This is a genomic window from Paraburkholderia pallida (assembly GCF_004524855.1).
Taxonomy (GTDB): domain Bacteria; phylum Pseudomonadota; class Gammaproteobacteria; order Burkholderiales; family Burkholderiaceae; genus Paraburkholderia; species Paraburkholderia oxyphila.
The window spans coordinates 2,754,086-2,778,151 of sequence record NZ_CP038148.1 but is presented as its reverse complement, the minus strand read 5'-3'; the positions used below and the strand labels follow the sequence as shown (position 1 = coordinate 2,778,151).

Sequence of the window (24,066 nt, the reverse complement as noted above, 5' to 3'; positions counted from 1 at the left end):
CGGCGCCGTCGCGGCGCCGGTTTTGTTTCCTGGGATTTAATTCGACATCCTGATTTAATACGCTAGCCGATTTGCCACCACGCAGGCAGCAGCGCGCGCACGTCCGGCCGCGCGAAGCGGTCGTCGAGCAGATACACGACGCCGCAGTCGTGTTCGGTGCGAATCACGCGGCCCGCGGCCTGCACGACCTTGCGCAGCCCGGGGATCAGATAGGTGTAGTCGAATCCGGCGCCGTAGAGCGTTTGCATGCGTTCGCGCATCGCCTCGTTGACGGGGTTCACCTGCGGCATGCCGAGCGTCGCGATGAACGTGCCGATCAGGCGCGTGCCCGGCAGGTCGATGCCTTCGCCGAACGCTCCGCCGAGCACCGCAAAGCCGATCCCGCAGCCGCCCTCCACGAAGCGCGCAACGAAGGCCTGCTGTTGCGCCTCGTCCATCGTGCGCGACTGCATCCATGTACTCACGTGCGGATGCCGCGCGACGAAGGCGTCGGCGGCGAGCTGGAGATAGTCGTAGCTGCTGAAGAAGCACAGGTAATTGCCGGGGCGCGCGTCGTACTGCCTTGCGATGCGCTCGACGAGCGCGTCGAGCGAGCGCTCGCGGTCCTTGTAGCGCGTGGAGATATCGCGCGCGATCCGCACGTCGAGCTGCTCGGCGCGAAATGGCGTGCCAATCTCCACGTTCACGGTGTTCGCGGGCAGGCCGAGCATCTCGGCGTAGTAGCGCGTGGGCGCGAGCGTCGCCGAAAAGAGCGTCACGCTATGGGCCGCCGCCATGCGTGGACGCAGCGCGCCGGCGGGCACGATGTTGCGGATGCACAGCGTCGAGCGCGTGCGCTTCGCGTCCCGCGCGGCAAGCGGCGTGACGTCGAAGATCGATTGCGTATCGAAGCGCTCGGCCATGCGCACGAAGTGCAGTGCGTCGAAATAGAAGCGTTCGAGCTCGGCGTCGCGCACGAACGCCGGTTGCGCGAGCTGGTCGCCAATGGCGGCGATCACGTCGCCGAGCGCGGCAACGAGGCCTTCCGGCAGCGTCTCGCTCGCGCGCCACGCGTGCGGCTGCACGGCGTTCTGCGCGTTCCAGTGGCGCGCGAGACGTGTCATCGCCCGCTTCACAGGAGCGCTCGCGGCGCGCCGCACGGCGTCGAGGCGCGTTTGCACGAGCTCGGCGGAATACATCGCGCGGGCGCGTTCGGGCAGATTGTGCGCCTCGTCCACGAGCACGCTCGTGCGCCACTGGTTGTGCGCGCCGAGCATGAACAACATCGCGCTCACGTCGAAGTAATAGTTGTAATCGCCGACGATCACGTCGCTCCAGCGCGTGAGCTCCTGGCCGAGGTAGTACGGACAGACGACATGCTCGCGCGCGACCTCGCGCAATGCGGCGCGATCGAGCCGCACGCGCGCGAGTGCGGCGGCGCGCGCGGCGGGCAGGCGGTCGTAGAAGCCGCGTGCGAGCGGGCACGATTGCCCGTGGCATGCGAGGTCCGGATGCTCGCAGGCTTTGTCGCGCGCGACCAGTTCGAGCACGCGTAGTGGCAGCAGGGCGGCGTCGCGCGGCTCGCCTTCGCGAGCTTCGCCTTCGCGGGGTACGCCATCGCGAGGTGCGCCATCGACTTGAGCGGCGGCCAGCGTGTCGAGCGCGTCGAGCGCGAGCTGCCGTCCCGGGCTCTTCGCGCTCAAGAACAGCACCTTGTCGATGCCGGCGCGCGCGCAGGCCTTCAGTTGCGGGAACAGCGTGCCGATGGTCTTGCCGATACCGGTGGGCGCCTCGATGAGCAGGCAGCGTCCTTGCGTGGCCGCGCGCCACACGGCCTCGGCGAGATCGCGCTGGCCCTCGCGGAACGTCGCATGCGGCAGGCGCAAGGCCGCGAGCGCCACGTCGCGCGCCGCGCGATGCGCGCTCTCCTGTTCGGCCCACGCGATGAAGCGTGCGCACTGCGACTCGAATTCGGCGCGCAGTTGCTGCGCGCTCGCGTGCTCGACGAGCGCCGTCTCGCGTCCCGAGCCGATCTCGTAGTAGACGAGCGCGAGCTCGAGCGCGTCGAGGCCGAGCTTCTCGCACATCAGCGCGCCATAGACACGCAATTGCGCCCAGTGCAGCGCGCGCTGATTCTCGCGCATCGCCTCCAGATCGCCGCGATAGGTCTTGAACTCTTCGAGCCGTTGGCGTGCCGGGTCATAGCCGTCGGCGCGGCCGCGCACCGTGAGCGTGCCGAATACGCCGGTGAGCGCGATTTCGGTTTCATAGCCGGTCGGCCGGCGTGCGGCGATCGCGGCGTGGCCGGCGCGGCCTTCGCTCGCATCGGGCGAGGGCGTGAAGCGCAGGTCGAGGTCGCCGCGTTTCGCGGTGAACTCGCAGAGCGTACGGACCGCGACGGTGTAGCTCATGGCGTGGGCGCAGCTGAGGTGCCTTCCGGCGCCGCCCAGCGCACTTGCAGCACCGTCACGGGCACGCCGTGTGCCGCGCAGTACGCGAGCCAGCGGCGCTGGTTGTCCTGCAGCCGGTCGCCGGGGCCCTTCACCTCGATCAACTCGTAGCGTCGCTCGCGCGGCCAGAAGCGCACGAGGTCGGGCAGGCCCGAACGGTTCGCGCCGGGTTCGCGCAGCAGGCGCTCGAACCACAGCTTCAGGTGGGCGGCGGGAAAGCAGTCGAGCGCCAGCGCAAGCAGCGTGGCGTCGAGCGCGGGCCACGCGACGTAGGGCGACTGGATGCCGTACTTCTGCGTGAAGCGCCGTTCGATGGTCGCGCGATAGGTGCCGGTCTCGAATTCGGCGAGACACGCGGCGAAGAGCCCGGCGCGCCGGGACACGAAGTCGGTGGCGTGCAGGTCGGCGGGGCCGCGCTGGAACGGATGGAAGAAGGCGCCCGGCAGCGGCGCGAAGAGCGCAGGCCAGCAGAGCAGGCCGAAGAGGCTGTTGATGAGCGTGTTCTCGACGTAGAAGACGGGCGCCTCGGCGCGCTCGAGCGTGCGGCGCGCGGCTTCCTCCACGCGCAGGCCGGCGCAGGCGTCGGGGAGCGTGAGCTCGGCGCTCGCGAACGTCGGCGCGCCGGGCGTTGTCGGCGTTTGCGCCGTGGCGCGCCGCCGCTGCAGGCGTGCGAGCGTGCGCGTCGCACGTTGCGCTTCCTCTTCGTTCGCGGGCGCGCCGGCAATGGCCTGGGCGAGCGCGAGCGCTTCGTCGCGTCGGTCGAGTTGTTCGAGGACGCGCACGCAGCGATAGCGCGATTCGGGATGACCGCAGTCGGCATAGGCGCGCCAGGCCAGCGCCGGCTCGCCCAGGCGCTCGGCCGCCTGGCCCGCCGCGTGGCGCACCCGGTCGTGACGCGAGCGCAGCCAGTCGTTGTGCCGGGTGCGCGGCGCAAGAGTGTCGAGCGTATCGAGTGCAGTGTCGAGGGCAGTGACGGCGCTCGCCGCGTCCGGAGCAAGATCGAAGGACTCGCGGCAGTCGCGCAGCGTGAGATAGGCGTCGATATCGGCGCGTTGCTGAAACGCGCGCGAGGCGCTGTCGAGCGGCACTGGTTCGTAGCGGTAGACGCCCAGGTCGGCCAGCACGAACTCGGACCAGTCCTGCCGCAGGTTGCCGAAGAACATCAGCCTGAGCCGCTCGCACAGCGGCGCGGCCACCAGATGGAACACGGTATCGGCCGAGCCCGGAAACCACGCGGACCAGCCGCGCGCCTCGGGCGCGGCGGCTTGCAGGGCTTCGAGTGTTTCTGCGCGCGTGGCGCGTGCGGCCGGTACGGCGCGGGCGGTAGCGCCGGTGTGCTGCGCGCTCACGGGCTTGGGCACGTCGGAGGAATCAGCCGTATCAGGCGCGATGGTCACCTCAGGCGCGCCTTGCGCCTGCGCGCAGGTTGCGAGCCATGTGGCGAGCGTCTGCAATTCGGCTTTGGTGACGAGCGCCGCGAGCGCGTCGAGTGCGAGCACGGGCGCCGCGTCCGCCCAGCCCGCCGCCACGAGGGCCGCCGCCGCCGCGCGCGGACAGCCGATCTCGGCGTAGTCGAGCTTGCTCGCGCGAAAATGCGGCCCTTTGCGCATGAGCATGCGCACGAACAGCGCGCGCGAAGCCCGCGGCAGGGCGCCGAAGCCCTGCACGAAGCACTGTTCGGCTTCGTCGAACAGGTCGGCGCAGCGCGCATCGAGCGAGGCGAGCGCGCGCTCGAAGTTCGCGAGGTAATAGAACGGATCGGGAGATTCGGGAAGCACGCGCGGCACTGTACGGATATACAGCCGCGATAATAACAGGCCGGCGCGGCGCGCGAGCGCCGTGCGCAGAACCCGATGCGCCTCGGGTCTTCGCGGGCTCTACGCTACAATTGCCGCAGCCTGAAAACCGAACCGCGCGAGAAGCGCAACAAGAGCGATGAACAAACGAAAAGTCTGCCTCGTCGGCCTCGCCGCCGGTGCCACTCTGCTCGCGGGATGCGTCGCGCAGTACCAGAACCCCAGCGCATGCGAGCATGAAATGCGCACCCGGCTCGTCAACGCGTCGCTGGGCCAACTGACCGTCACGCATACCGCGGTGGCGTATCGCGGCAAGCGTGTTGTCGTCGAAGGCGCGCTCGCTCGCGGCGCGCTGCCGGCATCGGGTGTGCTCAGCCCAGAGGCTGTCGCCGCCGTCACCGGTGCGCCGGGGGCTTCGACCGCCGGCGCCTCGGGCGTGAGCGCGGCGAATGCCGCCGTGGCTTCGGCTTCGACGGGGGCGTCGGCGGCATCGGCATCGTCGGCGCAGCACGCCACGGTGGCGTCAGCGGCGTCCGGAGCAGCCGTAGCCTCGGCAGCTTCCGCGGCGTCCGGAGCAGCCATAGCGTCGGCAGCTTCCGCGGCATCTGGAGCCGCCGTGGCATCTGCTGCATCGGCAGCCGCGCCGGTCGCGGAAAGCAAGCCCACCACGCCGATGGCGGTGCTGGCCGTGAAGCTGGGTCTGCACAAGGCCCCGCGCCCGACCACCGCCGCAGAGTGCACCTATGACAAGACGGGTAGCCTCACGTCGTTCCGCTGGCTCTCGCCGGCCGCCCTCGCGAAGACCACGCCCGCGCCCGACGCCAGCGACGAGTAACCCGAACCGGCGCTGCACCGGCGCCACACCCGCTTGCCCCACGCTCAGAACGCGAAATACGGCCCCGCGCCCGCGGGCGTCACCTGGGCTTCGATGGCCGTGTAGATGCGCCGCCCGAAGAAGAACGGCAATCCCCACCCGAACATGTTGCCGTTGTAGCCCGCCAGGTTGTCGAACGCCCAGTTGCCGCTCGCGAACAGCGTTTGTGCATTGGCGACCGGGAGCGAGGCCGCGGTGCTCACGCCGTCCGTGCCCTTGATCGTCGCGCCGATGCTCAGCGGCGCGCCCGGGCAGTACCACACGCCGCAACGCGTGAGTGCCGCGTCCGCGAAGAAAAAGCCGTTCGAGCCGCTATCCAGATAGCTCAGCGGATAGACCGAGCCGTCCGAGGTCGTGGTCGACACGAAGCCCGTCACCGTGTTCGCGCGCAGCACCGTCGCACCGCCGAGCGCGTTGTTCGACTGCGAGCCGATGCCGAATATCAGCGATCCGCTTACGGCGCTCTGGCCCGAGTCGGGCACCGCGGGCAGGTCGAGCACGACGCCGTTATTGTCCGTCGCAAACGCCGCGACGGGATTGCTCACCTGCTGCGCGAGCGGCTGCGCACTCGCCGCGCAGTTGCCGGACGGGCATGCGTAGTACCACGAACTATTCGGCTGATTCACGCAGGCCGCGCCGCAGTCGGCGTTGAAGGGCCCGACGCCGAGGATGCCGTTCGCGCGCAGCGCCGTGGTATTGATCATCGCGAGCCCGAAGCCCTCGCAGACGCTCGGCGTGGTCGGCACGGACGGGTCGGCGATCACCTGGATCGGCAGCGCGCGGGCCACTTCTCCCGCGAGCCGCACGTCGGCGCTGCGCACTGCGCCCCACGTGTAGCCGCTGCCGAAGGCCGCGCATTCGCCCGCGGGCGACGAGCCGGAACCCGCGGCCACCGAGGGCAGCGCGAACCCGGCCGGCAGGGCCGATGCGAGCAGACGCAGGCCTTGCGAGCCGGTGTCGACCTGCACGTTGTCGACGGTCGCGCAGGTGCTCGTGCCCGGCACGCACACAGTCACGCTTGCCATGAGCATGTTGCGCGTCGAGGTGGCCGTGGCGGCGACGCTGACCGCGACGACATTGGGCGTCGTCGATTGCGGGACAGTGCCTGACGTGCTCGAGCCGCTCGAGGACGGCGAACTCGCCGCGGCCGGAGCCGAGGCCGCGGGCGCGCTTGCGGCGGCGGGCGAGCTCGCCGGGACCGTGGCGCCCGTCGCGCCGCTGCCGCCGCCTCCACCGCAGCCCGCGAGCGCCACGGCGAAGAGGTTTGCGAGCACGAACGCGCGGACGTCCGCTTGTACGCTCCGGATGGAAACGCGTTCCAGGACGCGTTGTGCGCGCGTGCTCATCGCAGATCTCCTTCGCTGATGCCTGCGGGCAGCGCCGCGGGCAGCCACGCGCGCCCGATATAGCTGCGCATGTGCCCGCCGGACTCGACGACGACCGTGGGCGTATCGACGCGCGCGGCGTGCAGGCCGTCGCGTCCGCTGGCATGCAGCGCGGCAGCGCCGCTGCGCCATGCGTCGGCGTAGCGGCCGAGCAGCGAATCGAGGTCCGGCTGGGTGGGGCCTTGCCACACGTAGGCGAAGATTTCGCCGTTGCTGGCGGCGATGTACTCGTTAAAGTGCGTGCCGCCCGCGTCGACGTAGCTCGTCACGCGTGCCGCCCCGCCCGCGAGCGTCTGGGTGGTCGATGCCGGTGTCGGCGGGAGCCCGGGCGCAACCGTGTCGCCGAGCGCGGCGTGGGCCGGTACGGCGCCGGCCGCAAGGCACGAGAAGAGGCAGGCGCTGGCCGCGGCGCGGCTCGCCTGCGCGCATCTCCAAATTTTCATGAAACTCTCCGTATGTCGTTCTTCGGACTTATCTCGTTTTTTGAGGGGGAAATTAGCACCGGGTCGCACGCGCAAGACCAGAACGATTCAAATGCCGACTCGCGCAAACTTGACCGCCCGGCGCCATTCCTCGTAAGGCATTGATCAAAAAAGAGATTTGTCTGATTTCAGGGGTTGGAGAGTGTTTTCTAAAATGTTGATAAACGTCACGTTCAGGGCGTCAAACCGATGACAAAATCGGCTGAACGGCCCGCCGCTCGCCGCCTGGCGGCCCGGTTTGCGCTTCCGGCTCGCGCCCGGCAGCGCTGCCGAACTGCGGTTTTTGCACAGCACGGCCTCTCGCCGGTAAAATGGCTGGTTGATCCACGGAAACTAGCCCGTGGCCTAGCCGAAGGGATTACCCGAACATGAGTGATTTTCACCAACGTCTTGCCGCTCGCGCCTTCGCGCTCCTGATGGCGGGCGGGCTGGTCGCCGGCTGCAGTTCGCCGACGCCCGGCAAGATCGATTACCGCAGTGATGGAAAGGCGAAGCAGGCTTCGCTGGCCGTTCCCCCGAACATGCTCGACGAAGCGTCCGACCAGCGCTCGATGGCCCCGCAAGGCGGGGAGACGTCGCTGTCCTCGCTCAAGCAGACCCAGGCCGCAGCGCCCCCGTCCGACCAGACCCAGGTGCTTCCGCAAGTGCCCGGCATGCACATTCAGCGTGACGGCACGGAGAGCTGGCTCGTCATCGACGATCGCACGCCCGACCAGGTCTGGCCGCAGGTGCGCCGCTTCTGGCAGGAGCAGGGGTTCCTGCTGGTGGTCGACCAGCGCGACAAGGGTGTGATGGAAACCGACTGGAACGAGACCCATCCGAAGATCAACGACGGCCTGATCCGCAACACGCTGTCGTGGGCCACGGGCAACTCGTACGTCACCGCAGAGCGCAACAAGTACCGCACGCGTCTCGAAACCTCTCCCTCCGGCGGCACGTACATCTTCATCAGCCAGAAGGGTCTGAGCGAGCAGCTGAGCGGCACCAACAACGACACCAGCAAGTGGGAGCCGAAGCCCAACGATCCGGCGCTCGAAACCGAGTACCTCAAGCGGCTCATGATGACGCTCGCGAACGCCAAGCCGGGCGTGCCCGACGCGCAGATCGCCGCCGAGGCCGACGCGAAGGCGAACGCAAAGAACGACGCGACGTCCAAGGGGCCCGATGCGGCCGCGGCCGCCGTCGCGGCGCAGAACGCCGCCGCGGCAGGCCAGAGCACGCCGGCCACGTCGTCCTCCGCTAACAGTCCGGCTGGCGGCCAGTACACGTCGACCGAGCTCACGCTCTCCGAGCCGTACGACCGCGCATGGCTGCGCGTGGGTATTGCGCTCGACCGCGCGAATTTCACGGTGGACGACCGCGATCGCGCGAAGGGCATCTACTACGTGCGCTACGTCGACCCGCAGGACATGAGCTCGGCGGAGCAGGGATTCTGGAACCAGATCTTCCACGGCCGCAAGGAGAAGATCGCGAAGCAGTACAAGCTCAACGTGCGCGCCGTGACCGATAACCAGACCCGCGTGGCGGTCGTCGACGACAACGGCCAGATCGACGCGTCGCGTCCGGCTCGCGAGATCATGGGCCTCGTGGTCGAAGAGCTGCAGTAAGCCCCCTCGCATTGCAGCGCGCGGCACACGGGCCGCCGCAAGCAAGCGACACAAAACCGCCTGCGAATCGAGTGATTCGCAGGCGGTTTTTTTACGCCCCGAGGTGCCGCACGGCGCCTTCAGTGCGGCGGAATCATCCACGTGAGCACGTTCTGCTGCAGCCACACGAGAATGCCGAGCACCACCGTGAGCAGGATCGAGTGCTTGAAGGTCTTCGCGAAGACGTGGCCCTCCTTGCCCTTGAGGTCGGTGGTGGCCACGCCCGTCGAGATGTTCTGCGGCGAGATCATCTTGCCCATGACGCCGCCCGACGAGTTGGTGGCCGCCATCAGCACCGGGTCGAGGTTGAGCTGGTGCGCGGCCACGACCTGGAGGTTGCCGAACAGCGCGTTGCCCGAGGTGTCGCTACCCGAGAGGAACACCGCCACCCAGCCGAGGAACGCCGAGACGAGCGGAAACAGCGCGCCCACCGAGGCGACGCCGAGACCGAGCGTATAGGTGAGGCCCGAGTAGTTCATCAGGAACGCGAGCCCGACGATGGTCGCCACGGTCAGGATGGCGATGCGCGTTTGCACCCACGTGTCGACGATCGCGCCGCCGAAGTCGGCGAGCTTGAGGCGCACGACCAGCGCCGTGATGATCGCCGCGAGCAGGATCGCGGTGCCCGTGCCCAGCGGCTGGAAGTCCCAGATCGCGCCATACGGCGTCTTGTACAGCGTGATATAGACGGCTTTGTCGAGGCCCGGCCAGGGCACCTTGACGTCGCCGATCGCGAACACCTTGGCGATGGTCCAGAGAATCACGACCACGGCCACGATGATCCACGGATACCAGCCCTGCGCGCCCGGCACGGCGCCGCGCACTTCCTTCGCGCGGTCGACCTTGATCTCGAAGTGCGGGTCGGGCGCGGGTTTCCAGACGCGCAGGAACAGGATCGTGAGGATCAGCGAGACGAGCGACGAGAGCACGTCAGTGAGGCTGTAGTTGATGAAATTGGCCGTGACGAACTGCGTGATTGCGAAGCTGCCGCCCGAGACCAGCAGCACCGGCCAGATGCGCAGCATGCCGCCCACGCCCGCGTAGATGGCGATCACATAGAAGGGCAGCGCCAGCGCGAAGAACGGCAACTGGCGGCCGACCATCTGGCCGAGCGCATCGGCGGGGAGGTGGGTGACCGCGCCGAGCACCGTGATCGGCACGCCGAGCGCGCCGAACGCCACTGGCGCCGTGTTGAAGATCAGCGTGAAGGTGAGCGCTTCGAGCGTCGGGAAGCCGAGCATGATCAACAGCGAGCTCGTGATCGCGACGGGCGTGCCGAAGCCCGAGATGCCTTCGAAGAGCGCGCCGAACGAGAAGCCCACCACCACGAGCACGATGCGCCGGTCGTTGGGCAGATTGTCGAGCAGCCACATGCGAAAGGCCGCGAAGCGGCCCGAGCGCAGCGCGATGTTGTAGAGCAGGATGGCCGTGACGACGATCCACATGACCGGCCATAGCGCGAAGACCACGCCGTTGAGCACCGCGCTGATGGCGAGATTGACCGGAAACTGCCAGCCCGCGATGGCGACGGCGAGACCGACGACGAGACCCGCGAGCGAAGCCTGCCACGCGGGCCGGCGCGCCCAGCCGAGGAGTATGAGCACCACGGCGATCGGCAGCACCGCCACGATGAACGACAGGAAGAGCGAGTTGCCGATGGGAGTCAACAGCTGATGGAACATGACGTCTCCTTTGTGCTGATTCGTATCGGCGCATCGATGCGTGCGTGCGCAAGGGTGTGCCGGGCGTGGCGTCGACGGTGCGCGCGGCGCCCGCGGTGGAACCGGAGCGCCGTCGTGAGGGAGGGCGAATTCAGTAAGGCGATGCTTCAGTCCCCGATGCCCAATTGCAGGATAGAAAATGGTTCGGGACCGTCAAGGAGGGAAAGTACGGTCGTGCGGCAAAGGGGCGGCCCAACGCGCGTGTGCTTCGACGCCAGTCAACGCCGGCTATTGGCGCGAACGGCCCCTAGTGTCGCCAGTACCCGCCACCGCCACCCCAGTAGCCGAAGCCAAAGGAGATGGACGGCCCACCCCATCCCCATGCAGGGTAGGGGTAGTACGCGGGATAAGCCGGCCACGCGGGCACCGCGATGGCGACGGGCGGCGAGGGATAGAGCGGCCCGGGGTATTGCGCGTCGGGGATGGCGGCGGGGGCAGGATTGGGTGGCTGGCTCGCCTGCGGACTGGTTTGCATCACCGCGTTGTCCTGCTGCGTGCCCGCGGCGGGCACCGAGCCGTAGTAGTACGGCGCATAGCCGTACGGGTAATAGTAGTAGCAGCCGGAAAGCGCGAGCAGTGCGGTCGTTGCGCCGAGCGCCGCAGCCCGCTTGAGCGCGCCACGCACCCAAGGCCGGTTCGACCATGTTTTGCAGGCGGGCACACTGGATGCGCAAGGCGACGCGAGTGCTGCTGAGGGGCGATTCATGGCGGACTCCTGTCCCACGCAAAGCGGACGATCACGCGGGCTCGTGTGTCGTCGTGTGTCGTATACCCGGAACCTGACCGATCGAGCTTACGCTCCTTGCCGCCGCTTTGTGTTGCGCTCGCATAACCGGATATTTCGCGGTATTGCAGGGCTGCGCGCGTTGGCATGCGTGCGGTGCTTCGCCGATGCCAATGAAAATGCGGCGCATGCTCTTGCGAGACATGCGCCGCGTATCCTCTCTGAAGCCGGCGTTTGAAGCCGATTCGCCTGTTGTCGTGTTGTTGTTTTTCGCTGTGTCAGGTGGGGCGGGCGATGCCCTTACTTGCCGACCTGATTGCCGATGATGCCGCCTACCGCGGCACCGCCGACGGTGGAGAGCGCACTGCCGCCGATTGCTGCGCCGGCTACGCCGCCGACACCGGCGCCGATTGCCGTGTCACGGTCGCGCCTCGACATGTTGTCGCAAGCCGAGAGGCTGCCGATCACGGCAACGAGCGTGGTCACAGTGAGCAGGGTGCGTGCGCGTGCAAGGGTTTTCATTGTCGACTCCTCGTGTATCGGCTGAGGGGCTTCGGGCTTTTCGGCCTGGTGCTCACCTCCAATACGTTCATCGTAGTGGCGCGTCCCGTATCCGGGTGTGTGCGCTTGTCAACGAGATGTCGGAGTCGTTAGAAATTGTTTCGGTGCGCCGCACGCGCGCGAGGCGTGCCTCTCGTGCCTCGTGCGGCGCAGCGAACCGTCCTGCGTGCCTTACTGGCGGTGATAAATCTCCGCGCCTTGCTTGACGAACTCGACGGCCTTCACTTCCATGCCCTTTTTCAGGGCCTCGTCGTCGCTCACGCCCTGTTTCGCCGCGAAGTCGCGCACGTCCTGCGTGATCTTCATCGAGCAGAAGTGCGGGCCGCACATCGAGCAGAAGTGCGCGACCTTCGCGGAGTCCTTCGGCAGCGTTTCGTCGTGGAACTCGCGTGCCTTGTCCGGATCGAGGCCGATGTTGAACTGGTCTTCCCAGCGGAACTCGAAGCGCGCCTTCGAGAGCGCGTTGTCGCGCACCTGCGCGCCCGGATGGCCCTTCGCGAGATCGGCCGCGTGGGCCGCGAGCTTGTACGTGATGATGCCTTCCTTCACGTCGTCCTTGTTCGGCAGGCCCAGGTGTTCCTTCGGCGTGACGTAGCAGAGCATCGCCGTGCCGAACCAGCCGATCATCGCGGCGCCAATGCCCGAGGTGATGTGGTCATAGCCCGGTGCAATATCCGTGGTGAGCGGCCCGAGCGTGTAGAAGGGCGCTTCGTCGCACCATTCCAGTTGCAGGTCCATGTTCTCCTTGATGAGCTGCATCGGCACGTGGCCCGGACCTTCGATCATGACCTGCACGTCGTGCTTCCACGCGATCTGCGTGAGCTCGCCCAGCGTCTTCAGTTCGCCGAGCTGCGCTTCGTCGTTGGCGTCGTAGATCGAGCCCGGACGCAGGCCGTCGCCGAGCGAGAAGCTCACGTCATAGGCCTTCATGATTTCGCAGATCTCTTCGAAATGCTCGTAAATGAAGGACTCCTTGTGATGCGCGAGGCACCACTTGGCCATGATCGAGCCGCCGCGCGAGACGATGCCCGTCATGCGGTTGGCCGTGAGCGGCACGTATTGCAGGCGCACGCCGGCGTGAATCGTGAAGTAGTCCACACCCTGCTCGGCCTGCTCGATGAGCGTGTCGCGGAACATTTCCCACGTGAGGTCCTCGGCCTTGCCGTTGACCTTTTCGAGCGCCTGATAGATGGGCACCGTGCCGATCGGCACCGGCGAGTTGCGGATGATCCACTCGCGCGTTTCGTGAATGTGCTTGCCGGTCGACAGATCCATGACCGTGTCGCCGCCCCAGCGGATCGCCCACGTCATCTTGTCGACTTCTTCGCCGATCGAGGAGGTGACCGCCGAATTGCCGATGTTCGCGTTGATCTTCACGAGGAAATTGCGGCCGATGATCATCGGCTCGCTTTCCGGGTGATTGATGTTCGCGGGGATGATCGCGCGGCCGCGCGCGATTTCCTCGCGCACGAATTCAGGCGTGATCTCCTTGAGTGCGTCGGCGCCGAAAGCGGCAGCGCCGAACGCCTGGCCCGGGTGCTGGCGGCCCATCATCGCGGCGAGCTTCGCGCCGTTCGGGCCACTGTTCTTGAGGCTTTCGAGGTATTCGGCGCGGCGCTGGTTCTCGCGGATCGCGATGTATTCCATCTCGGGCGTGATGATGCCCTGGCGCGCGTAGTGCATCTGCGTGACGTTCTTGCCGGCCTTCGCGCGGCGCGGCGTGCGATGCAGGCCCGGGAAACGCAGCTCGGCCGTGGCCGGGTCGGCGGCGCGCTCGCGGCCGTAGTCGGAGGAGAGGCCGGGCAGCGCTTCGGTGTCGTCGCGCTTCTCGATCCAGCCTTGACGCAGCGCCGGCAGGCCCGCGCGAATGTCGATCTTCGCTTCAGGGTCGGTGTACGGACCCGAGGTGTCGTAGACGTAGATCGGCGGATTCTTCTCGCCGCCGAAGCCCGTGGGCGTATCCGATTGCGTGATCTCGCGCATCGGCACGCGGATGTCGGGCTGCGAACCGGTCACGTAGATCTTGCGGGAATTGGGCAGCGGCGCGATTGCGGCTTCGTCGACGTGCGCCGTGGCGGAAATGAACTTCGGATTCGCGTTCATGCGTCTCTCTCTCCATGCAAAGCAAAGTGGGAACAGCGGCTTAGCAGGAGACGAGACGGAACGTGGACGGACTTCGCTGTGATGGGGTGAGACGTGATGCGTGGCGAAGTCCGGACGCTTCCCTGCGCTGGCATTATCCAGATCAGGTTCAAAGGGTATTTCTCACCCACGTAATACGCGGCTTGAACATTCGTCTGAACGATTCGAAGCGGCGCATAACGCAGGACCCCCGCGTAAGCAGGCCAAACGATACACCGTGCTGCGACGATCTGGCAAGTGCTCCGGCGTGCGAAATGTGCCAGACGAGGTGGAGTCGCGCGACGCTTACAGCGTGAAATCGTCCGCGGCTTCGGGCTGAAACAGAATGCGGTCGATCTTGAAGGTCTCCACGGCGCCGCTCGGCGGCGTGAAGCGCACGGACTCGCCGCGCTTCGCGCCCAGCAACGCGAGGCCCGCGGGCGAAAAAACGTTCAGGCGGCCGGCGGCGAGGTTGGCGCTCACGGGATAGACCACGGTGAACGTGACGTTCTCGCCCGTGCGGGCGTTCACGAGCGTGACCTGCGAGTTCATGGTGACGACGTTGGACGCGACGTTGTGCGAGTCGACGATCTCTGCGCGTTCGAGCAGTTCGTCGAGCATGAGCTGGCGCGCGGGCGCGGCGCCTGGCTCGGCGGCGCATTTTTCGAGGCGGGCGAGATCGAGCTCGGTCAGATAGCGGATTTTCTTCGACATGGTGGTTCTCCTTACGATCCGGGATTGAAAAAGGTGGGGATCGGCCCGGAGCCCGACCGAACGGCTCCGGGAAGCGGAGGGTGGTTCAGTGTGGACGCCGGGCGGCGGCGAGCGGGGCTGGGGAGCCGGGGAGGGGGCGTCGGGCGGCAGCGCGCGCGTCCGGATACGCTCCCGCGCACGCCAGCGCGCCGCGCTGGGCGCGCGGCGGCAGGGAAGCGGCGAGGTGCACGGCAAGGTGCGTGAGCGGCGGATGCATGAAGACGGCAGAAATTGAAAGATTTTTGAAAGCAGCTAACATGCTAACACGGTCTCGTAAATGGTGGGCAACGGGTCAGCCATGCGCTTCGTTGCGCGCAAGCAGCGCGCCCGCGCATAAAGCACGCTCGCTGCGTCCGCAACCAGATGCCTTGTTGCATAATGCGTGGCGCCCCGTTCGGGCGTTTCGTGTCCTTCGTGCCCCTAAATCTGGGCACACCTCGCACTTTCTTTTTTCGTCGCTTCCATCATGCCGTTGCGCTTCATTCGTCCCGTCTCACGTCCGGCGGGATGTCCGCGGTTCGCCCTCAGTCTCTCCGCGGTGCAATGACGATGCCTCCCCGTTTGCCTTCCCGCTGGAGCGCCAGCCCCCTTGTACAAGGGCTGCTGCAGACGCTGATCCAGGCCGGCGCCCAATGCTGGCGCCTCGCGCGCAGTGTGCGGCTGCCGCAGTCGCGCGGCGGCCGTGTCGCGCTGTCGCTCGCGGTCGTCTACTTCGTGTGGGGCTCGACCTATCTCGGCGTGCACGTCGCGCTCGGCTCGTTTCCCCCGCTGTTGCTCTCGGGCCTGCGCAATCTGCTCGCGGGCATCGGGCTCTTCGTGTTCGCGATGCGCCGGCGTCCCGTCATGCCGACGCTCGCGCAGGTGCGTAACGCGGGCGTAGTGGGCACGATGCTGGTGGGCCTGTCGAGCGGCATGCTGGCCTACGGCATGCGCACGGTGGGTACGGGCACGGCGGCGGTGATGGTCGCGACCGTGCCGCTGTTCGCCACGCTCATCGCCGCCGCGGCTGGAAGGCGCGTCGCAAAGGGCGAATGGGCGGCGGTGGCGCTCGGGCTCGTCGGCATCGCGATTCTCAGCCACGGCGGGGGCGCGACCGGGACCGCGGGCGGCAGCCTCGCGATTCTCGGCGGCGCGCTCTTCTGGGCGATCGGCGCGCATCTCGCGGGGCGGCTCGAACTGCCCGCCGATCTCTTCATCGCGACAGCGCTGCAGATCGGCCTCGGCGGCGCGATCTCGACGCTGGTCGCCTGGATCACGGGCGAGCGCATGGGCACGCTGCATTTCCTGCCGTTTGTCGCGTTCGTCTATTTGATGCTGATCGGCACGATGGCCGCGTATGTCGCCTATGGCTATCTGATTCGCCACACGAGCCCGATCGTGGCGAGCAGCTGCATGTACGTGAACCCGGTGGTCGCGGTCATCCTGGGCGCGCTCACGCTCGGCGAGCCGATCACGCTCGGCACGATCGTTGCGACGGTGTTGATTCTCGGCAGCGTCGGGCTCTCGTTCGTGTTCGACGATCGGCGGCGCGCGTCCTGATCTCGCCGGATCATTCGGAGCGCGAAGCATTCGAAGTCGATGCCGGTGCGCTAATGAACAGCCGCGGCGCCAGCACGAGCGCCGGCGCCGCGCCTGCCGCGCCGTTACTTCGCCTGCTCGGCGCTGTTCGTGATGGCGTGGCCACCCGAGGACAGGTCTTCACCCGCGCCCGCGACGGTATTGCAGGCGGACAGCGCCGCAACCGACGCGGTGACGAGAAGCAAGGCAATCAGGCGTTTCATGAGGGGTTTCTCCGCTAAATGAGTGAACCCTTCTCCAGCACACCGCGTGCCCGGTACGTCGTACTGCTTGCACGAACACTCGATTCCAGACGCGTGTGTGCCGCGCTGCGCCTGCGCGGCGAAGGCGCTCGGCGCGTTTCTCAGGACATTCAAGCGGCGCGTGCGTCCTGCCTCGCACGCGTGGCGTAGTGGATCCACGCGGCGAGTGCACTGAAGGCGAGGCCGGCCACGCATACGCCCGTCCAGCCGAACGCATGCCACGTGGCCGCGCCTACCGCCGAGCCCGTTGCACCGCCAATGAAGTAGCAGACCATGAACACGGTGTTCACGCGGCTGCGCGCTTCGGGGCGCAGCGCGTAGATGCGCGACTGGTTCGAGATCTGCGCGGCCTGCACGCCCACGTCGAGCACGATCACGCCGATCACGAGGCCGATCAGGCTCTTGCCCGAGAACGCGAAGATCACGAACGCGATGGCGATGAGCACGATCGAGAGCGTGATGACGGCACGCGGTCCGCGTTTGTCGGCGGAACGGCCTGCCCACGGCGCCGCGAGCGCGCCCGCCGCGCCGACGATGCCAAAGAGCCCCGCGACCTGCGGGCCGAGATGAAACGGCTCGCCCGCGAGCAGCAGCGTGAGCACGGGCCAGAACAGACTGAACGCGGCGAACAGGCACGCGCCAATCGCCGATGCCTCGCGCAGGCCGCGCAATTCGACCGTGAGATGCCAGAGCGTGGCAAGCAGCTTGCCGTAGCCGAGCGTGGAGGTTGGCTGGCTCTTCGGCAGCTTCTTCACGACCACCACGGCGAGCGCGAGCAGCGCGACGATCGACGCGCCGAAAACCGTGCGCCAGCCGAAGTACTGACCGATGAACCCGGCCGCCGTGCGCGCGAGCAGGATGCCGAGCAACAGGCCGCTCATCACGGTGCCCACCGCGTGACCACGCGCCTCGGGCGGTGCGAGCTCGGCCGAGAACGGCACGGCCTGTTGCGCGATGGTGGAGAGCACGCCGATGGCGAGGCTCGCGCCGATCAGCACCGGCAGCGTGGGCGCGGTGGCGGCGGCGAGCAGGGCGAGACACAGCAGCGCCGTCTGCACGAGGATGATGCGGCGCCGGTCGAAGCGGTCGCCGAGCGGCGCGAGCAGGAGCATGCCCAGCGCGTAGCCGAGCTGCGTCGCGGCGGGCACGGCGCCGATCCATGCGGCTCCGGCGGGGAAGGCATGGCGGAAGTCGTCGAGCAGCGGCTGGTTGTAATAGATGTTCGCGACCGCGACGCCCGCGATCGTCGCGAGCAGAAGCAGCAGGCCGCGCAGCGACTGGCGCTCGCCAGCGGATGCGGTATCGGATGTGGACATGTGCGCAGTGCGGGCGGTGCCCGGCGGGGTACTCAAAAGGCGGACCGGGCTCGTGCAGGTAGAACGCGCTCCGCACGGGCCCGGGCGTGCCGATCATACCGGAGCGTGTGCGATCGTGCTGGTCATGTCTCGATCCGGGTTTGACTCCGCATCTGACATGCGCACTACGCGATCAATGCGCCCGACGGCTCGTGGAACGGGTAGGGGCCGTCAGCCACGTCCACGTACGCGTGATGGGTGACGATGCCGTGCCTCTCGTCATAGCGATGCAGCGCGAACGCGGGCGGCTCGAGTGTGAACGTGGAGGGCGCACCGGGCGCGAGATCGAGCGTGACCTGGTGGGCGGGCGCGGGTACGGCGCTCGCGATGGTCCCGCCAAAGCGCACGAACATGGGCCGGTGCACGTGGCCGCACAGCACGCGCTCGACGTTCGGGTGCTGCGCGATCAGCGCTTCCAGCGCGCGCGCAGCGGCATCGTCGAGGCGGATCGCATCCATGTGGCCGATGCCGCAATCGAACGGCGGATGATGGAGCGCCACGATCGTCGGCTTGCCGCGCGCCGCGTCGAGCTGCTGCGCGAGCCAGTCGAGGCGCGCGGCGCATAGCGTGCCCGCGCTTTGCCCGGGCTCCATCGAGTCGAGCGCGATCACGCGCAATGGGCCGAGATCGACCGCGTATTGCACGAATGCGCCGCCCGAGCGCAGTTCGGCGCGTTCGGGGAACACTTCGCGCAGCGCCTCGCGGCCGTCGTGATTGCCGACGAGAAGCCAATACGGTATGTCCAGCTTCGCGAGCAGCGTCTTCAGATGCCGATATTCGTCGGCGCTGCCGCAATCGACGAGGTCGCCGGTCACGAGCACGGCGTCGGGGCGCGGCGCGAGCGCGCTCAGGCTCGCGATGGTGCGCGCGAGGCTCGCGGCCGTGTCGACGCGCCGGTAGGCGAGCGCGCCCGGTTGCTTGATGTGCAGGTCGCTGATTTGGGCGAGCAGCATGAGTGGCCTCGGTTGGTCAGTATTACGCAAGCGCGATGAGCGCTTCAGGCGCGATGGCAATGCCCACGGGGGTGCCGCGCGCGAGTTCGATGCGTCCTGCTACGTCGACGAAGAGCGCATCGGGTGCGGCGCCGCCGATGGTGAGCCGCGTGCGTTCGCCGAGAAACGTCGACTGCTCGATCACGCCGCGCAACGCTGCGCTGGCGGGGTCGGCCAGCGTGGCGTCTTCGGGGCGGAAGTAGAGTTCGCTCGCGCCCGTGGATGGCACCGCGCCGCCCGTCGTGCGCAGCATGCCATCGCTCCATCGTCCTGCGATCCGGTTCAGCGTGCCGACGAACTGCGCGACGGCGCGGCTCGCCGGCCGATAGTAGATTTCGCGCGGCGTGCCGATCTGCTCGATGCGCCCTGCGCTCATCACGACGATGCGGTCTCCCAGCTCCATCGCTTCGGCTTGATCGTGCGTCACGTACACGGTCGTCACGCCGAGCCCGCGCAAGAGCGCGTTCATTTCGCCGCGCAGCGCGTCGCGCAGGCGGGCGTCGAGCGCCGTGAGCGGCTCGTCGAGCAGCAGCACGCGGGGACGGGGCGCGAGCGCCCGTGCGAGCGCGACGCGCTGGCGCTGGCCGCCCGAGAGCTGGGCGATGGGCTTGTCCGCATGCGCTTCGAGACGCATCATCGCGAGCAGCTCGTCCACGCGCTCGCGCGTGGCGGCCGCGCTCACGCGCGCAATCTTCAGGCCGTAACCGATATTGCCGCGCACGTTCAGGTTCGGAAAGAGCGCGTAGTTCTGGAACACCATGCCCACCTTGCGGCGCTCGATGGGCAGCGCGGTCACGTCGTCGTCGCCGAACTGCACGCGTCCGGGCGCGTCGGGCGTCTCGAGGCCGGCAATCATGCGCAGCGTCGTGGTCTTGCCGCAGCCCGAAGGGCCGAGCAGAACAAGCGTCTCGCCCGCGCCGATCGTGAGGTCCAACGGCTCCAGCACCCTCGTGCCGCGGAACGTCTTCGCGCAGCGTTTCAGTGTGATCGGAATCGAATCGAGCTTCATTGGGAATCCTGATGATGTCGTGCGCGCACACCGCGTTTGCTGCGCGCATTGGCGCCGGACGTGTCCACGCCGAGCCACTGCATCGCCACGAGCAGCGGCATCGTCATGACGAAGAAGAGGATCGTGTACGCGCTGCCCACTTCGATGCGCAACGAGGCGTAGGTATCGGCAAGACCGACGGGCAAGGTCTTGGTGTCGGGGGTATGCAGCATCCACGTGAGGTTGAATTCGCCAATCGACAGCGTGAGCACCGCGAGTGCGCCCGCGACGATGCCGGGCCGCGCATTCGGCAGCACGATCGTGAAGAAGCGCTGCATGAAGTTCGCGCCGAGGCTCGCGGCGCCTTCCTCGAGCGTGCGCAAGTCGGACGAGGCGCAGATGGCGGCTACCGGGCGCACCATGAACGGCAGCGTGAACACGACATGGCCCACGACGATGAACGCCGCGCTCATGCGGAACGCGGAAAAGCCGCCGTAGACGACGAGCAGCGCGAGTGCCGAGGCGAGGCCGGGCAGTGCGACGGGCATCACGAGCAGCTCCTCGATCATGCGCGAAACGCGCGTGCGGCTGCGTGCAAGCGCATAGCCCGCGGGCACGCCGGTCGCGAGGGTGATCGCGAGGGTGGCGGCGGCCACTTCGAGCGAGAGGAACACCGACCCGTGATACTGCGTCCAGACCTCTTCGAGCCAGCGCAGCGTGAGGCCGCTCGCGATGCCGCGAAAGTAGTTGACGGTGAGGCCCGCGACGATCGACATGATGACCGGCACGACGAGGAACGCGCAGGTGGCGAGCGTGACGAGCCATTGCGCGCCGGCGATCCACGTGCGAGCGGATGGCAGCGCGAAGCGCTGGCGCGATGTGGCAACCATGGGCGGCGCGGGCGGCACGGTGGACGCGTTTTCGTGCGGCTCCGGCAACCCGCGTGCGTCCATGCGATTTTCCTCGCGGTCGCCGGAGGGCAGGGCGCTCATGCGGTTGCCGCCACGGATGCGCCGCTGAGGCTGCGCGCGAGCGTGAGCACACCCCAGGTCACGACGCCGAGCACGATCGAGAGCCCGGCCGTCGTCGCCATGTTTGCGTTGAGCGTGAACTCGGTGTAGATCGTCATGGGCAGCACATCGATGTCGGTGGCGAGCGTGAACGCCGTGCCGAAGGCGCCCATCGCGGTCGCAAAGCACACTGCACCCGCGGCGACCAGGCCCGGCGCGAGCGCCGGAAGCACCACGTCGCACGTGACGCGCCACGAAGAGGCGCCGAGCGAGCGGGCTGCCTCTTCGAGCGAGGTGTCCAGCTTGCTCGCGCAGGCCATCACTGTCACGATCACGCGCGGAATCGAAAAATACAGATAGCCGGCGAAAAGTCCCGCCATCGAATAGGCGAAGACCCAGCGCTCGCCGGTGAAGCGCAGCGCGAGCGCGCCAATGAGGCCCTGGCGTCCCGCGAGCATGATGACCATGAAGCCCACCACCACGCCAGGAAACGCGAGCGGAAACGTCAGCAGCGCGACGACCGCGCGCCGGCCCATGAACTCGCGGCGCGCAAGCAGCAGCCCGCAGGTTGTCGAGATGACGAGCGTGGCCAGCGTGACCGCCGCGCAGAGCAGCACGGTCTGAACGAGGCTCGTCATGTATCGGCCATTGGTCAGGAGTGCACGATAAGTGGCGATGAAATGACCGTTTGCGCTGAGCTGAACGAGGGCCGCCATCGGCAGCAGCCAGAACGCGAGGAACACCGCGAGCGCGGGCGCCACGAGCGCCACGCGCCAGCGCAGGGGAAAGGTGAGGTCGTGCATGAGGTGCGGGAAACCGTGCGGGTTGACGATCGGAAACGGGTTGCGCGCTCAGTGCATGACCTGCAGATAGCGCTCGCCGAACGCCTGCTGCTGTGCGGCCATCCTGGCAAAGTCCACGGGCTTGGCGCGCGCGTAGTCGCTCGCGGGCAGGAACTTCGCCGCCGCCTCCGGCGACATCGCATTCGCACGCACCGGCCGCAGATAAGCGCTCGCCCAAAGCTTCTGACCTTCGTCGGACAGCACGAAATCAAGCACCTTCTTGCCGTTCTGCTCATGCGGCGCGTTCTTCACGAGGCTCATCACGTAGGGCACCGAAATTGTGCCTTCGCTCGGAATCACGAACTCGACGTTCGCATGGTCCTTGTATTTCGCGCGGTAGGCGTCGAAATCGTAGTCGAGCAGGATCGGAATCTCGCCGGAGAGCACGCGCGCATAGGCGGTCTGCTTCGGCACGATCGGCTGGTTTGCCTTGAGCCGGCTGAACCAGGTGAGGGCGGGCTGGAAGTTCTCGAGTGTGCCGCCGAGCGCGAGATTCACGGCCACGGCGCCCGCATAGCCCACGAACGCGCTGGACGGGTCGAGGTAGCCGATCATGCCTTTGTACTCGGGCTTGAGCAGGTCGGCCCACGAGCGCGGCACGGGCTTGCCTTCGAGCGCGTCCTTGTTTACGAAGAAGCCGAGCGTGCCCGAATGGATCGCGAACCAGTAGCCTTGCGGATCTTTCAGGTTCGCGGGAATGTCGTCCCAGTGGGCGGGCTTGTACGGCGCGATCACGCCCTTGTCTTTGGCCTGGAAGGCCGAGGAGACGCCCAGATAGACGACATCGGCAACGGGGCTCTTCTGTTCGGCCATCAACTGGGCGATGGCCTGGCCCGAGTTCTTGTTGTCGAATGGCACGCGGATGCCGGTCGTGCGCTGGATTGCCTGAATCTGGCTGGCCCAGTCCGCCCATTCGGGCGGGCAGTTGTAGCAGATCGCCGTTTGCTCGGCATGGGCGGCGGATGGCGCGGCCATTCCGGCCACGGCGGCGGAGACCGCAAGACCGAAGCTGAGCGCCGCCGCCCGGGCGCTGCGCGGCAGCGAGCGGGTGAGCACGCGCTTGGAGAGCGCGAGCGGCGTGGGGTGGAGCGGCTGCGCTGTGGTGCTCGCGGTGCACGTCGTGCCGCGTGCGAGGGAAAGCGGGCTGGCGATGGCGAATCGGCGAATCACGGTGGGTCTCCCGTGTTGATCGGAGTGGGGGTAGAGCGGTTGATTGGCGCTAGCGCCTCTGCACTGACTTCGGTCGCGTGCAGGGGGGCGGTTGCCCGGAAGTGGAATCGTCGTGTGCGATGGCCCGCCCGCGAGACGCTGATCGGCAGCGGCTCGCGGCGTGGGCGAGCGTCAGGCACGCGTCGGGTCGGGCATGCAACGTTGACCTGACGCCTCGGAGAGCGACGCGCCTGCAATCGCGGCAATCGTGCCGCCCTCGCGCAGCGTGTGCGGCAATGCGAGGCCGAGCGATGCACCCGCGTAATCACCGCCGATGCGCGCCATGAGCCGCTGCCACGCGGCGCGCCCGATTTCGCCGTTCGGCGTGCCGATGCTCGCGAGCGGCGGCGCCAGCAGCTCGCCCATGGCGAGGCCGTCGAAGCCGAGAATCGACATGTCCTGCGGCACACGCAGGCGTGCCTCGCGCAGGCCGCGCATCACCACCATCGCGAGCAGGTCGTTGCTGCAGAAGAGGGCCGTGGGCCGCGCCGGACCCGTGCTCAGATGCGCGAGCACCGAAGGCGCGAGCGCCTCGGCGTTGAAGTCGACTTCGAGCGCGGGCGCCGGCGTGAGTCCGGCCTGCTGCATCGCCTGCGCGTAGCCCGCATGGCGCTGGCGAGCGCGGTCTGAAGCGGCCAGCGTGCCAGCCAGCATGAGAATGCGCCGATGCCCGTGGGCGATCAGCATGCGCACGCCGTCGAACGCGGCCCGATGGTTATCGACCGAGACCGAAGGGCGGCGCTTCGTATCGTTGTGCATGAGCACGTAGAGCGGACCGTCGGCATCGAGCTCGTCGAGCAGCGGGTGCGTGTCCGCATCGGCGACGGTCAGGATCAGTCCTTCGACACGTTGCGCGCGCAACGTTTCGATCGCGTGACGCTCGCGCTGTGCGTCGTATTGCGTCGTCATCAACATGAGCCGGAAGCCCTGCGCGGACGCGAGCTCGTCGATGCCCTGCAGGCATTCGGCGAACACCGGATTGGCGAGCGTCGGCAGCACGACACCGATCAGGCGCGTGCGTTCGCCGCGGAGCTGGCGGCCGAGCGGGCTCGGGCGGAACTTGAGTGCGTCGATGGCCTCGCGCACCTTGGCGAGCGTGACCGGATTGACCGTATGCGGCGCGTTGATCGCGCGCGAGACGGTGGCGATCGAAAAACCGGCGTGTGCGGCGACATCCTTGATGGTTGACGTCATGCTGGCGGCCCGAGCGATGTAAACGTTTTCGATGGGCCGATTATGGAAAGCGCGTATGACCGCCCGATGACGCGGAGCGCTTGGGAGGGCGCGCGGGGCAATGGTAGAATCGCGTCCGCCTTGCCGGCGTGATGAAATTGGTAAACATAGCGGACTTAAAACTA

21 protein-coding genes and 1 riboswitch are annotated in these 24,066 nt (G+C 67.6%); of the genes, 3 read left to right on the top strand and 18 right to left on the bottom strand.

Annotated features, from left to right (window positions below):
- Window positions 1–62: 62 nt before the first annotated feature.
- Both E1956_RS12600 and E1956_RS12595 read right to left on the bottom strand, forming a co-directional pair.
- Complete coding sequence (locus E1956_RS12600; protein ID WP_134749285.1) at window positions 63–2,390, bottom strand: ATP-dependent DNA helicase; 2,328 nt, start codon at window positions 2,388–2,390, stop codon at window positions 63–65.
- Window positions 2,387–4,207, bottom strand: coding sequence for a VRR-NUC domain-containing protein (locus tag E1956_RS12595; RefSeq protein WP_232071142.1), 1,821 nt, complete (start codon window positions 4,205–4,207; stop codon window positions 2,387–2,389). The genes E1956_RS12600 and E1956_RS12595 overlap by 4 nt, the downstream gene beginning before the upstream one ends.
- A gap of 157 nt (window positions 4,208–4,364) precedes the next feature.
- Between E1956_RS12595 and E1956_RS12585 the strand changes: the two genes are divergently transcribed.
- Window positions 4,365–5,060 carry a hypothetical protein gene (locus tag E1956_RS12585; protein WP_134749283.1) on the top strand — a complete coding sequence of 232 codons (696 nt, stop codon included), beginning with the start codon at window positions 4,365–4,367 and terminating at the stop codon, window positions 5,058–5,060.
- 44 nt (window positions 5,061–5,104) lie between these two features.
- Here the strand turns inward: E1956_RS12585 and E1956_RS12580 are convergent, their stop codons facing one another.
- From E1956_RS12580 to E1956_RS12570, 3 genes are all read right to left on the bottom strand, one after another.
- Window positions 5,105–6,445: a DUF3443 domain-containing protein gene (locus E1956_RS12580; protein ID WP_134749281.1), complete on the bottom strand. Its 1,341-nt coding sequence runs from the start codon at window positions 6,443–6,445 to the stop codon at window positions 5,105–5,107.
- A complete protein-coding gene (locus tag E1956_RS12575) occupies window positions 6,442–6,927 on the bottom strand; it encodes a DUF2844 domain-containing protein (RefSeq protein WP_134749279.1) in 486 nt (161 codons plus the stop codon). The genes E1956_RS12580 and E1956_RS12575 overlap by 4 nt, the downstream gene beginning before the upstream one ends.
- A 144-nt stretch (window positions 6,928–7,071) precedes the next feature.
- A complete protein-coding gene (locus E1956_RS12570) occupies window positions 7,072–7,260 on the bottom strand; it encodes a hypothetical protein (RefSeq protein ID WP_134749277.1) in 189 nt (62 codons plus the stop codon).
- 74 nt (window positions 7,261–7,334) lie between these two features.
- Here E1956_RS12570 and bamC point away from each other — a divergent pair, with 74 nt between their 5' ends.
- Complete coding sequence (bamC, locus tag E1956_RS12565; protein WP_134749275.1) at window positions 7,335–8,573, top strand: outer membrane protein assembly factor BamC; 1,239 nt, start codon at window positions 7,335–7,337, stop codon at window positions 8,571–8,573.
- Window positions 8,574–8,692: 119 nt separating this feature from the next.
- Here bamC and E1956_RS12560 read toward each other — a convergent pair whose 3' ends face one another.
- The 5 genes from E1956_RS12560 to E1956_RS12540 form a co-directional block, all read right to left on the bottom strand.
- A complete protein-coding gene (locus E1956_RS12560) occupies window positions 8,693–10,294 on the bottom strand; it encodes an L-lactate permease (RefSeq protein WP_134749273.1) in 1,602 nt (533 codons plus the stop codon).
- A 286-nt stretch (window positions 10,295–10,580) separates the two neighbouring features.
- A complete protein-coding gene (locus E1956_RS12555) occupies window positions 10,581–11,039 on the bottom strand; it encodes a hypothetical protein (RefSeq protein WP_232071140.1) in 459 nt (152 codons plus the stop codon).
- Between the two features lie 318 nt (window positions 11,040–11,357).
- Window positions 11,358–11,579: a glycine zipper 2TM domain-containing protein gene (locus E1956_RS12550; RefSeq protein ID WP_134749272.1), complete on the bottom strand. Its 222-nt coding sequence runs from the start codon at window positions 11,577–11,579 to the stop codon at window positions 11,358–11,360.
- Window positions 11,580–11,789: 210 nt separating this feature from the next.
- Entirely contained in the window at window positions 11,790–13,721 is a 1,932-nt protein-coding gene (gene thiC, locus E1956_RS12545) for a phosphomethylpyrimidine synthase ThiC (RefSeq protein WP_134749270.1), read from the bottom strand.
- A 101-nt stretch (window positions 13,722–13,822) separates the two neighbouring features.
- A riboswitch (TPP riboswitch) is annotated at window positions 13,823–13,962 on the bottom strand.
- A gap of 83 nt (window positions 13,963–14,045) precedes the next feature.
- Complete coding sequence (locus tag E1956_RS12540; protein ID WP_134749268.1) at window positions 14,046–14,453, bottom strand: GreA/GreB family elongation factor; 408 nt, start codon at window positions 14,451–14,453, stop codon at window positions 14,046–14,048.
- Window positions 14,454–15,035: 582 nt separating this feature from the next.
- Between E1956_RS12540 and E1956_RS12535 the strand changes: the two genes are divergently transcribed.
- Window positions 15,036–16,031 carry an EamA family transporter gene (locus E1956_RS12535; RefSeq protein ID WP_232071138.1) on the top strand — a complete coding sequence of 332 codons (996 nt, stop codon included), beginning with the start codon at window positions 15,036–15,038 and terminating at the stop codon, window positions 16,029–16,031.
- 104 nt (window positions 16,032–16,135) lie between these two features.
- Here the strand turns inward: E1956_RS12535 and E1956_RS12530 are convergent, their stop codons facing one another.
- The 8 genes from E1956_RS12530 to E1956_RS12495 all read right to left on the bottom strand — a co-directional run bounded on the left by E1956_RS12530 (window position 16,136) and on the right by E1956_RS12495 (window position 23,902).
- Window positions 16,136–16,273, bottom strand: coding sequence for an entericidin A/B family lipoprotein (locus E1956_RS12530; protein WP_134749266.1), 138 nt, complete (start codon window positions 16,271–16,273; stop codon window positions 16,136–16,138).
- Window positions 16,274–16,422: 149 nt separating this feature from the next.
- Window positions 16,423–17,628, bottom strand: coding sequence for an MFS transporter (locus E1956_RS12525; RefSeq protein ID WP_134749264.1), 1,206 nt, complete (start codon window positions 17,626–17,628; stop codon window positions 16,423–16,425).
- Between the two features lie 164 nt (window positions 17,629–17,792).
- Complete coding sequence (locus tag E1956_RS12520) at window positions 17,793–18,620, bottom strand: phosphodiesterase (RefSeq protein WP_134749262.1); 828 nt, start codon at window positions 18,618–18,620, stop codon at window positions 17,793–17,795.
- Window positions 18,621–18,642: 22 nt separating this feature from the next.
- Entirely contained in the window at window positions 18,643–19,668 is a 1,026-nt protein-coding gene (locus E1956_RS12515) for an ABC transporter ATP-binding protein (protein WP_134749260.1), read from the bottom strand.
- Complete coding sequence (locus tag E1956_RS12510) at window positions 19,665–20,537, bottom strand: ABC transporter permease (protein WP_232071431.1); 873 nt, start codon at window positions 20,535–20,537, stop codon at window positions 19,665–19,667. The genes E1956_RS12515 and E1956_RS12510 overlap by 4 nt, the downstream gene beginning before the upstream one ends.
- A gap of 98 nt (window positions 20,538–20,635) precedes the next feature.
- The gene (locus E1956_RS12505) at window positions 20,636–21,460 is read right to left on the bottom strand and encodes an ABC transporter permease (RefSeq protein WP_134749258.1); all 825 of its coding nucleotides are present in this window, start codon (window positions 21,458–21,460) and stop codon (window positions 20,636–20,638) included.
- 48 nt (window positions 21,461–21,508) lie between these two features.
- Complete coding sequence (locus tag E1956_RS12500) at window positions 21,509–22,540, bottom strand: ABC transporter substrate-binding protein (RefSeq protein WP_232071429.1); 1,032 nt, start codon at window positions 22,538–22,540, stop codon at window positions 21,509–21,511.
- A gap of 300 nt (window positions 22,541–22,840) precedes the next feature.
- The gene (locus tag E1956_RS12495) at window positions 22,841–23,902 is read right to left on the bottom strand and encodes a substrate-binding domain-containing protein (RefSeq protein WP_134749256.1); all 1,062 of its coding nucleotides are present in this window, start codon (window positions 23,900–23,902) and stop codon (window positions 22,841–22,843) included.
- Between the last annotated feature and the right edge of the window lie 164 nt (window positions 23,903–24,066).

What these genes read in the sequence shown, in the direction of transcription:
- E1956_RS12600 (WP_134749285.1), bottom strand. Translation starts at nt 2,390, where the DNA reads ATGAGCTACACCGTCGCGGTCCGTACGCTCTGCGAGTTCACCGCGAAA.
- E1956_RS12585 (WP_134749283.1), top strand. Translation starts at nt 4,365, where the DNA reads ATGAACAAACGAAAAGTCTGCCTCGTCGGCCTCGCCGCCGGTGCCACT.
- E1956_RS12580 (WP_134749281.1), bottom strand. Translation starts at nt 6,445, where the DNA reads ATGAGCACGCGCGCACAACGCGTCCTGGAACGCGTTTCCATCCGGAGC.
- E1956_RS12575 (WP_134749279.1), bottom strand. Translation starts at nt 6,927, where the DNA reads ATGAAAATTTGGAGATGCGCGCAGGCGAGCCGCGCCGCGGCCAGCGCC.
- bamC (WP_134749275.1), top strand. Translation starts at nt 7,335, where the DNA reads ATGAGTGATTTTCACCAACGTCTTGCCGCTCGCGCCTTCGCGCTCCTG.
- E1956_RS12560 (WP_134749273.1), bottom strand. Translation starts at nt 10,294, where the DNA reads ATGTTCCATCAGCTGTTGACTCCCATCGGCAACTCGCTCTTCCTGTCG.
- E1956_RS12555 (WP_232071140.1), bottom strand. Translation starts at nt 11,039, where the DNA reads ATGAATCGCCCCTCAGCAGCACTCGCGTCGCCTTGCGCATCCAGTGTG.
- E1956_RS12550 (WP_134749272.1), bottom strand. Translation starts at nt 11,579, where the DNA reads ATGAAAACCCTTGCACGCGCACGCACCCTGCTCACTGTGACCACGCTC.
- thiC (WP_134749270.1), bottom strand. Translation starts at nt 13,721, where the DNA reads ATGAACGCGAATCCGAAGTTCATTTCCGCCACGGCGCACGTCGACGAA.
- E1956_RS12540 (WP_134749268.1), bottom strand. Translation starts at nt 14,453, where the DNA reads ATGTCGAAGAAAATCCGCTATCTGACCGAGCTCGATCTCGCCCGCCTC.
- E1956_RS12535 (WP_232071138.1), top strand. Translation starts at nt 15,036, where the DNA reads ATGACGATGCCTCCCCGTTTGCCTTCCCGCTGGAGCGCCAGCCCCCTT.
- E1956_RS12530 (WP_134749266.1), bottom strand. Translation starts at nt 16,273, where the DNA reads ATGAAACGCCTGATTGCCTTGCTTCTCGTCACCGCGTCGGTTGCGGCG.
- E1956_RS12525 (WP_134749264.1), bottom strand. Translation starts at nt 17,628, where the DNA reads ATGTCCACATCCGATACCGCATCCGCTGGCGAGCGCCAGTCGCTGCGC.
- E1956_RS12520 (WP_134749262.1), bottom strand. Translation starts at nt 18,620, where the DNA reads ATGCTGCTCGCCCAAATCAGCGACCTGCACATCAAGCAACCGGGCGCG.
- E1956_RS12515 (WP_134749260.1), bottom strand. Translation starts at nt 19,668, where the DNA reads ATGAAGCTCGATTCGATTCCGATCACACTGAAACGCTGCGCGAAGACG.
- E1956_RS12510 (WP_232071431.1), bottom strand. Translation starts at nt 20,537, where the DNA reads ATGGTTGCCACATCGCGCCAGCGCTTCGCGCTGCCATCCGCTCGCACG.
- E1956_RS12505 (WP_134749258.1), bottom strand. Translation starts at nt 21,460, where the DNA reads ATGCACGACCTCACCTTTCCCCTGCGCTGGCGCGTGGCGCTCGTGGCG.
- E1956_RS12495 (WP_134749256.1), bottom strand. Translation starts at nt 23,902, where the DNA reads ATGACGTCAACCATCAAGGATGTCGCCGCACACGCCGGTTTTTCGATC.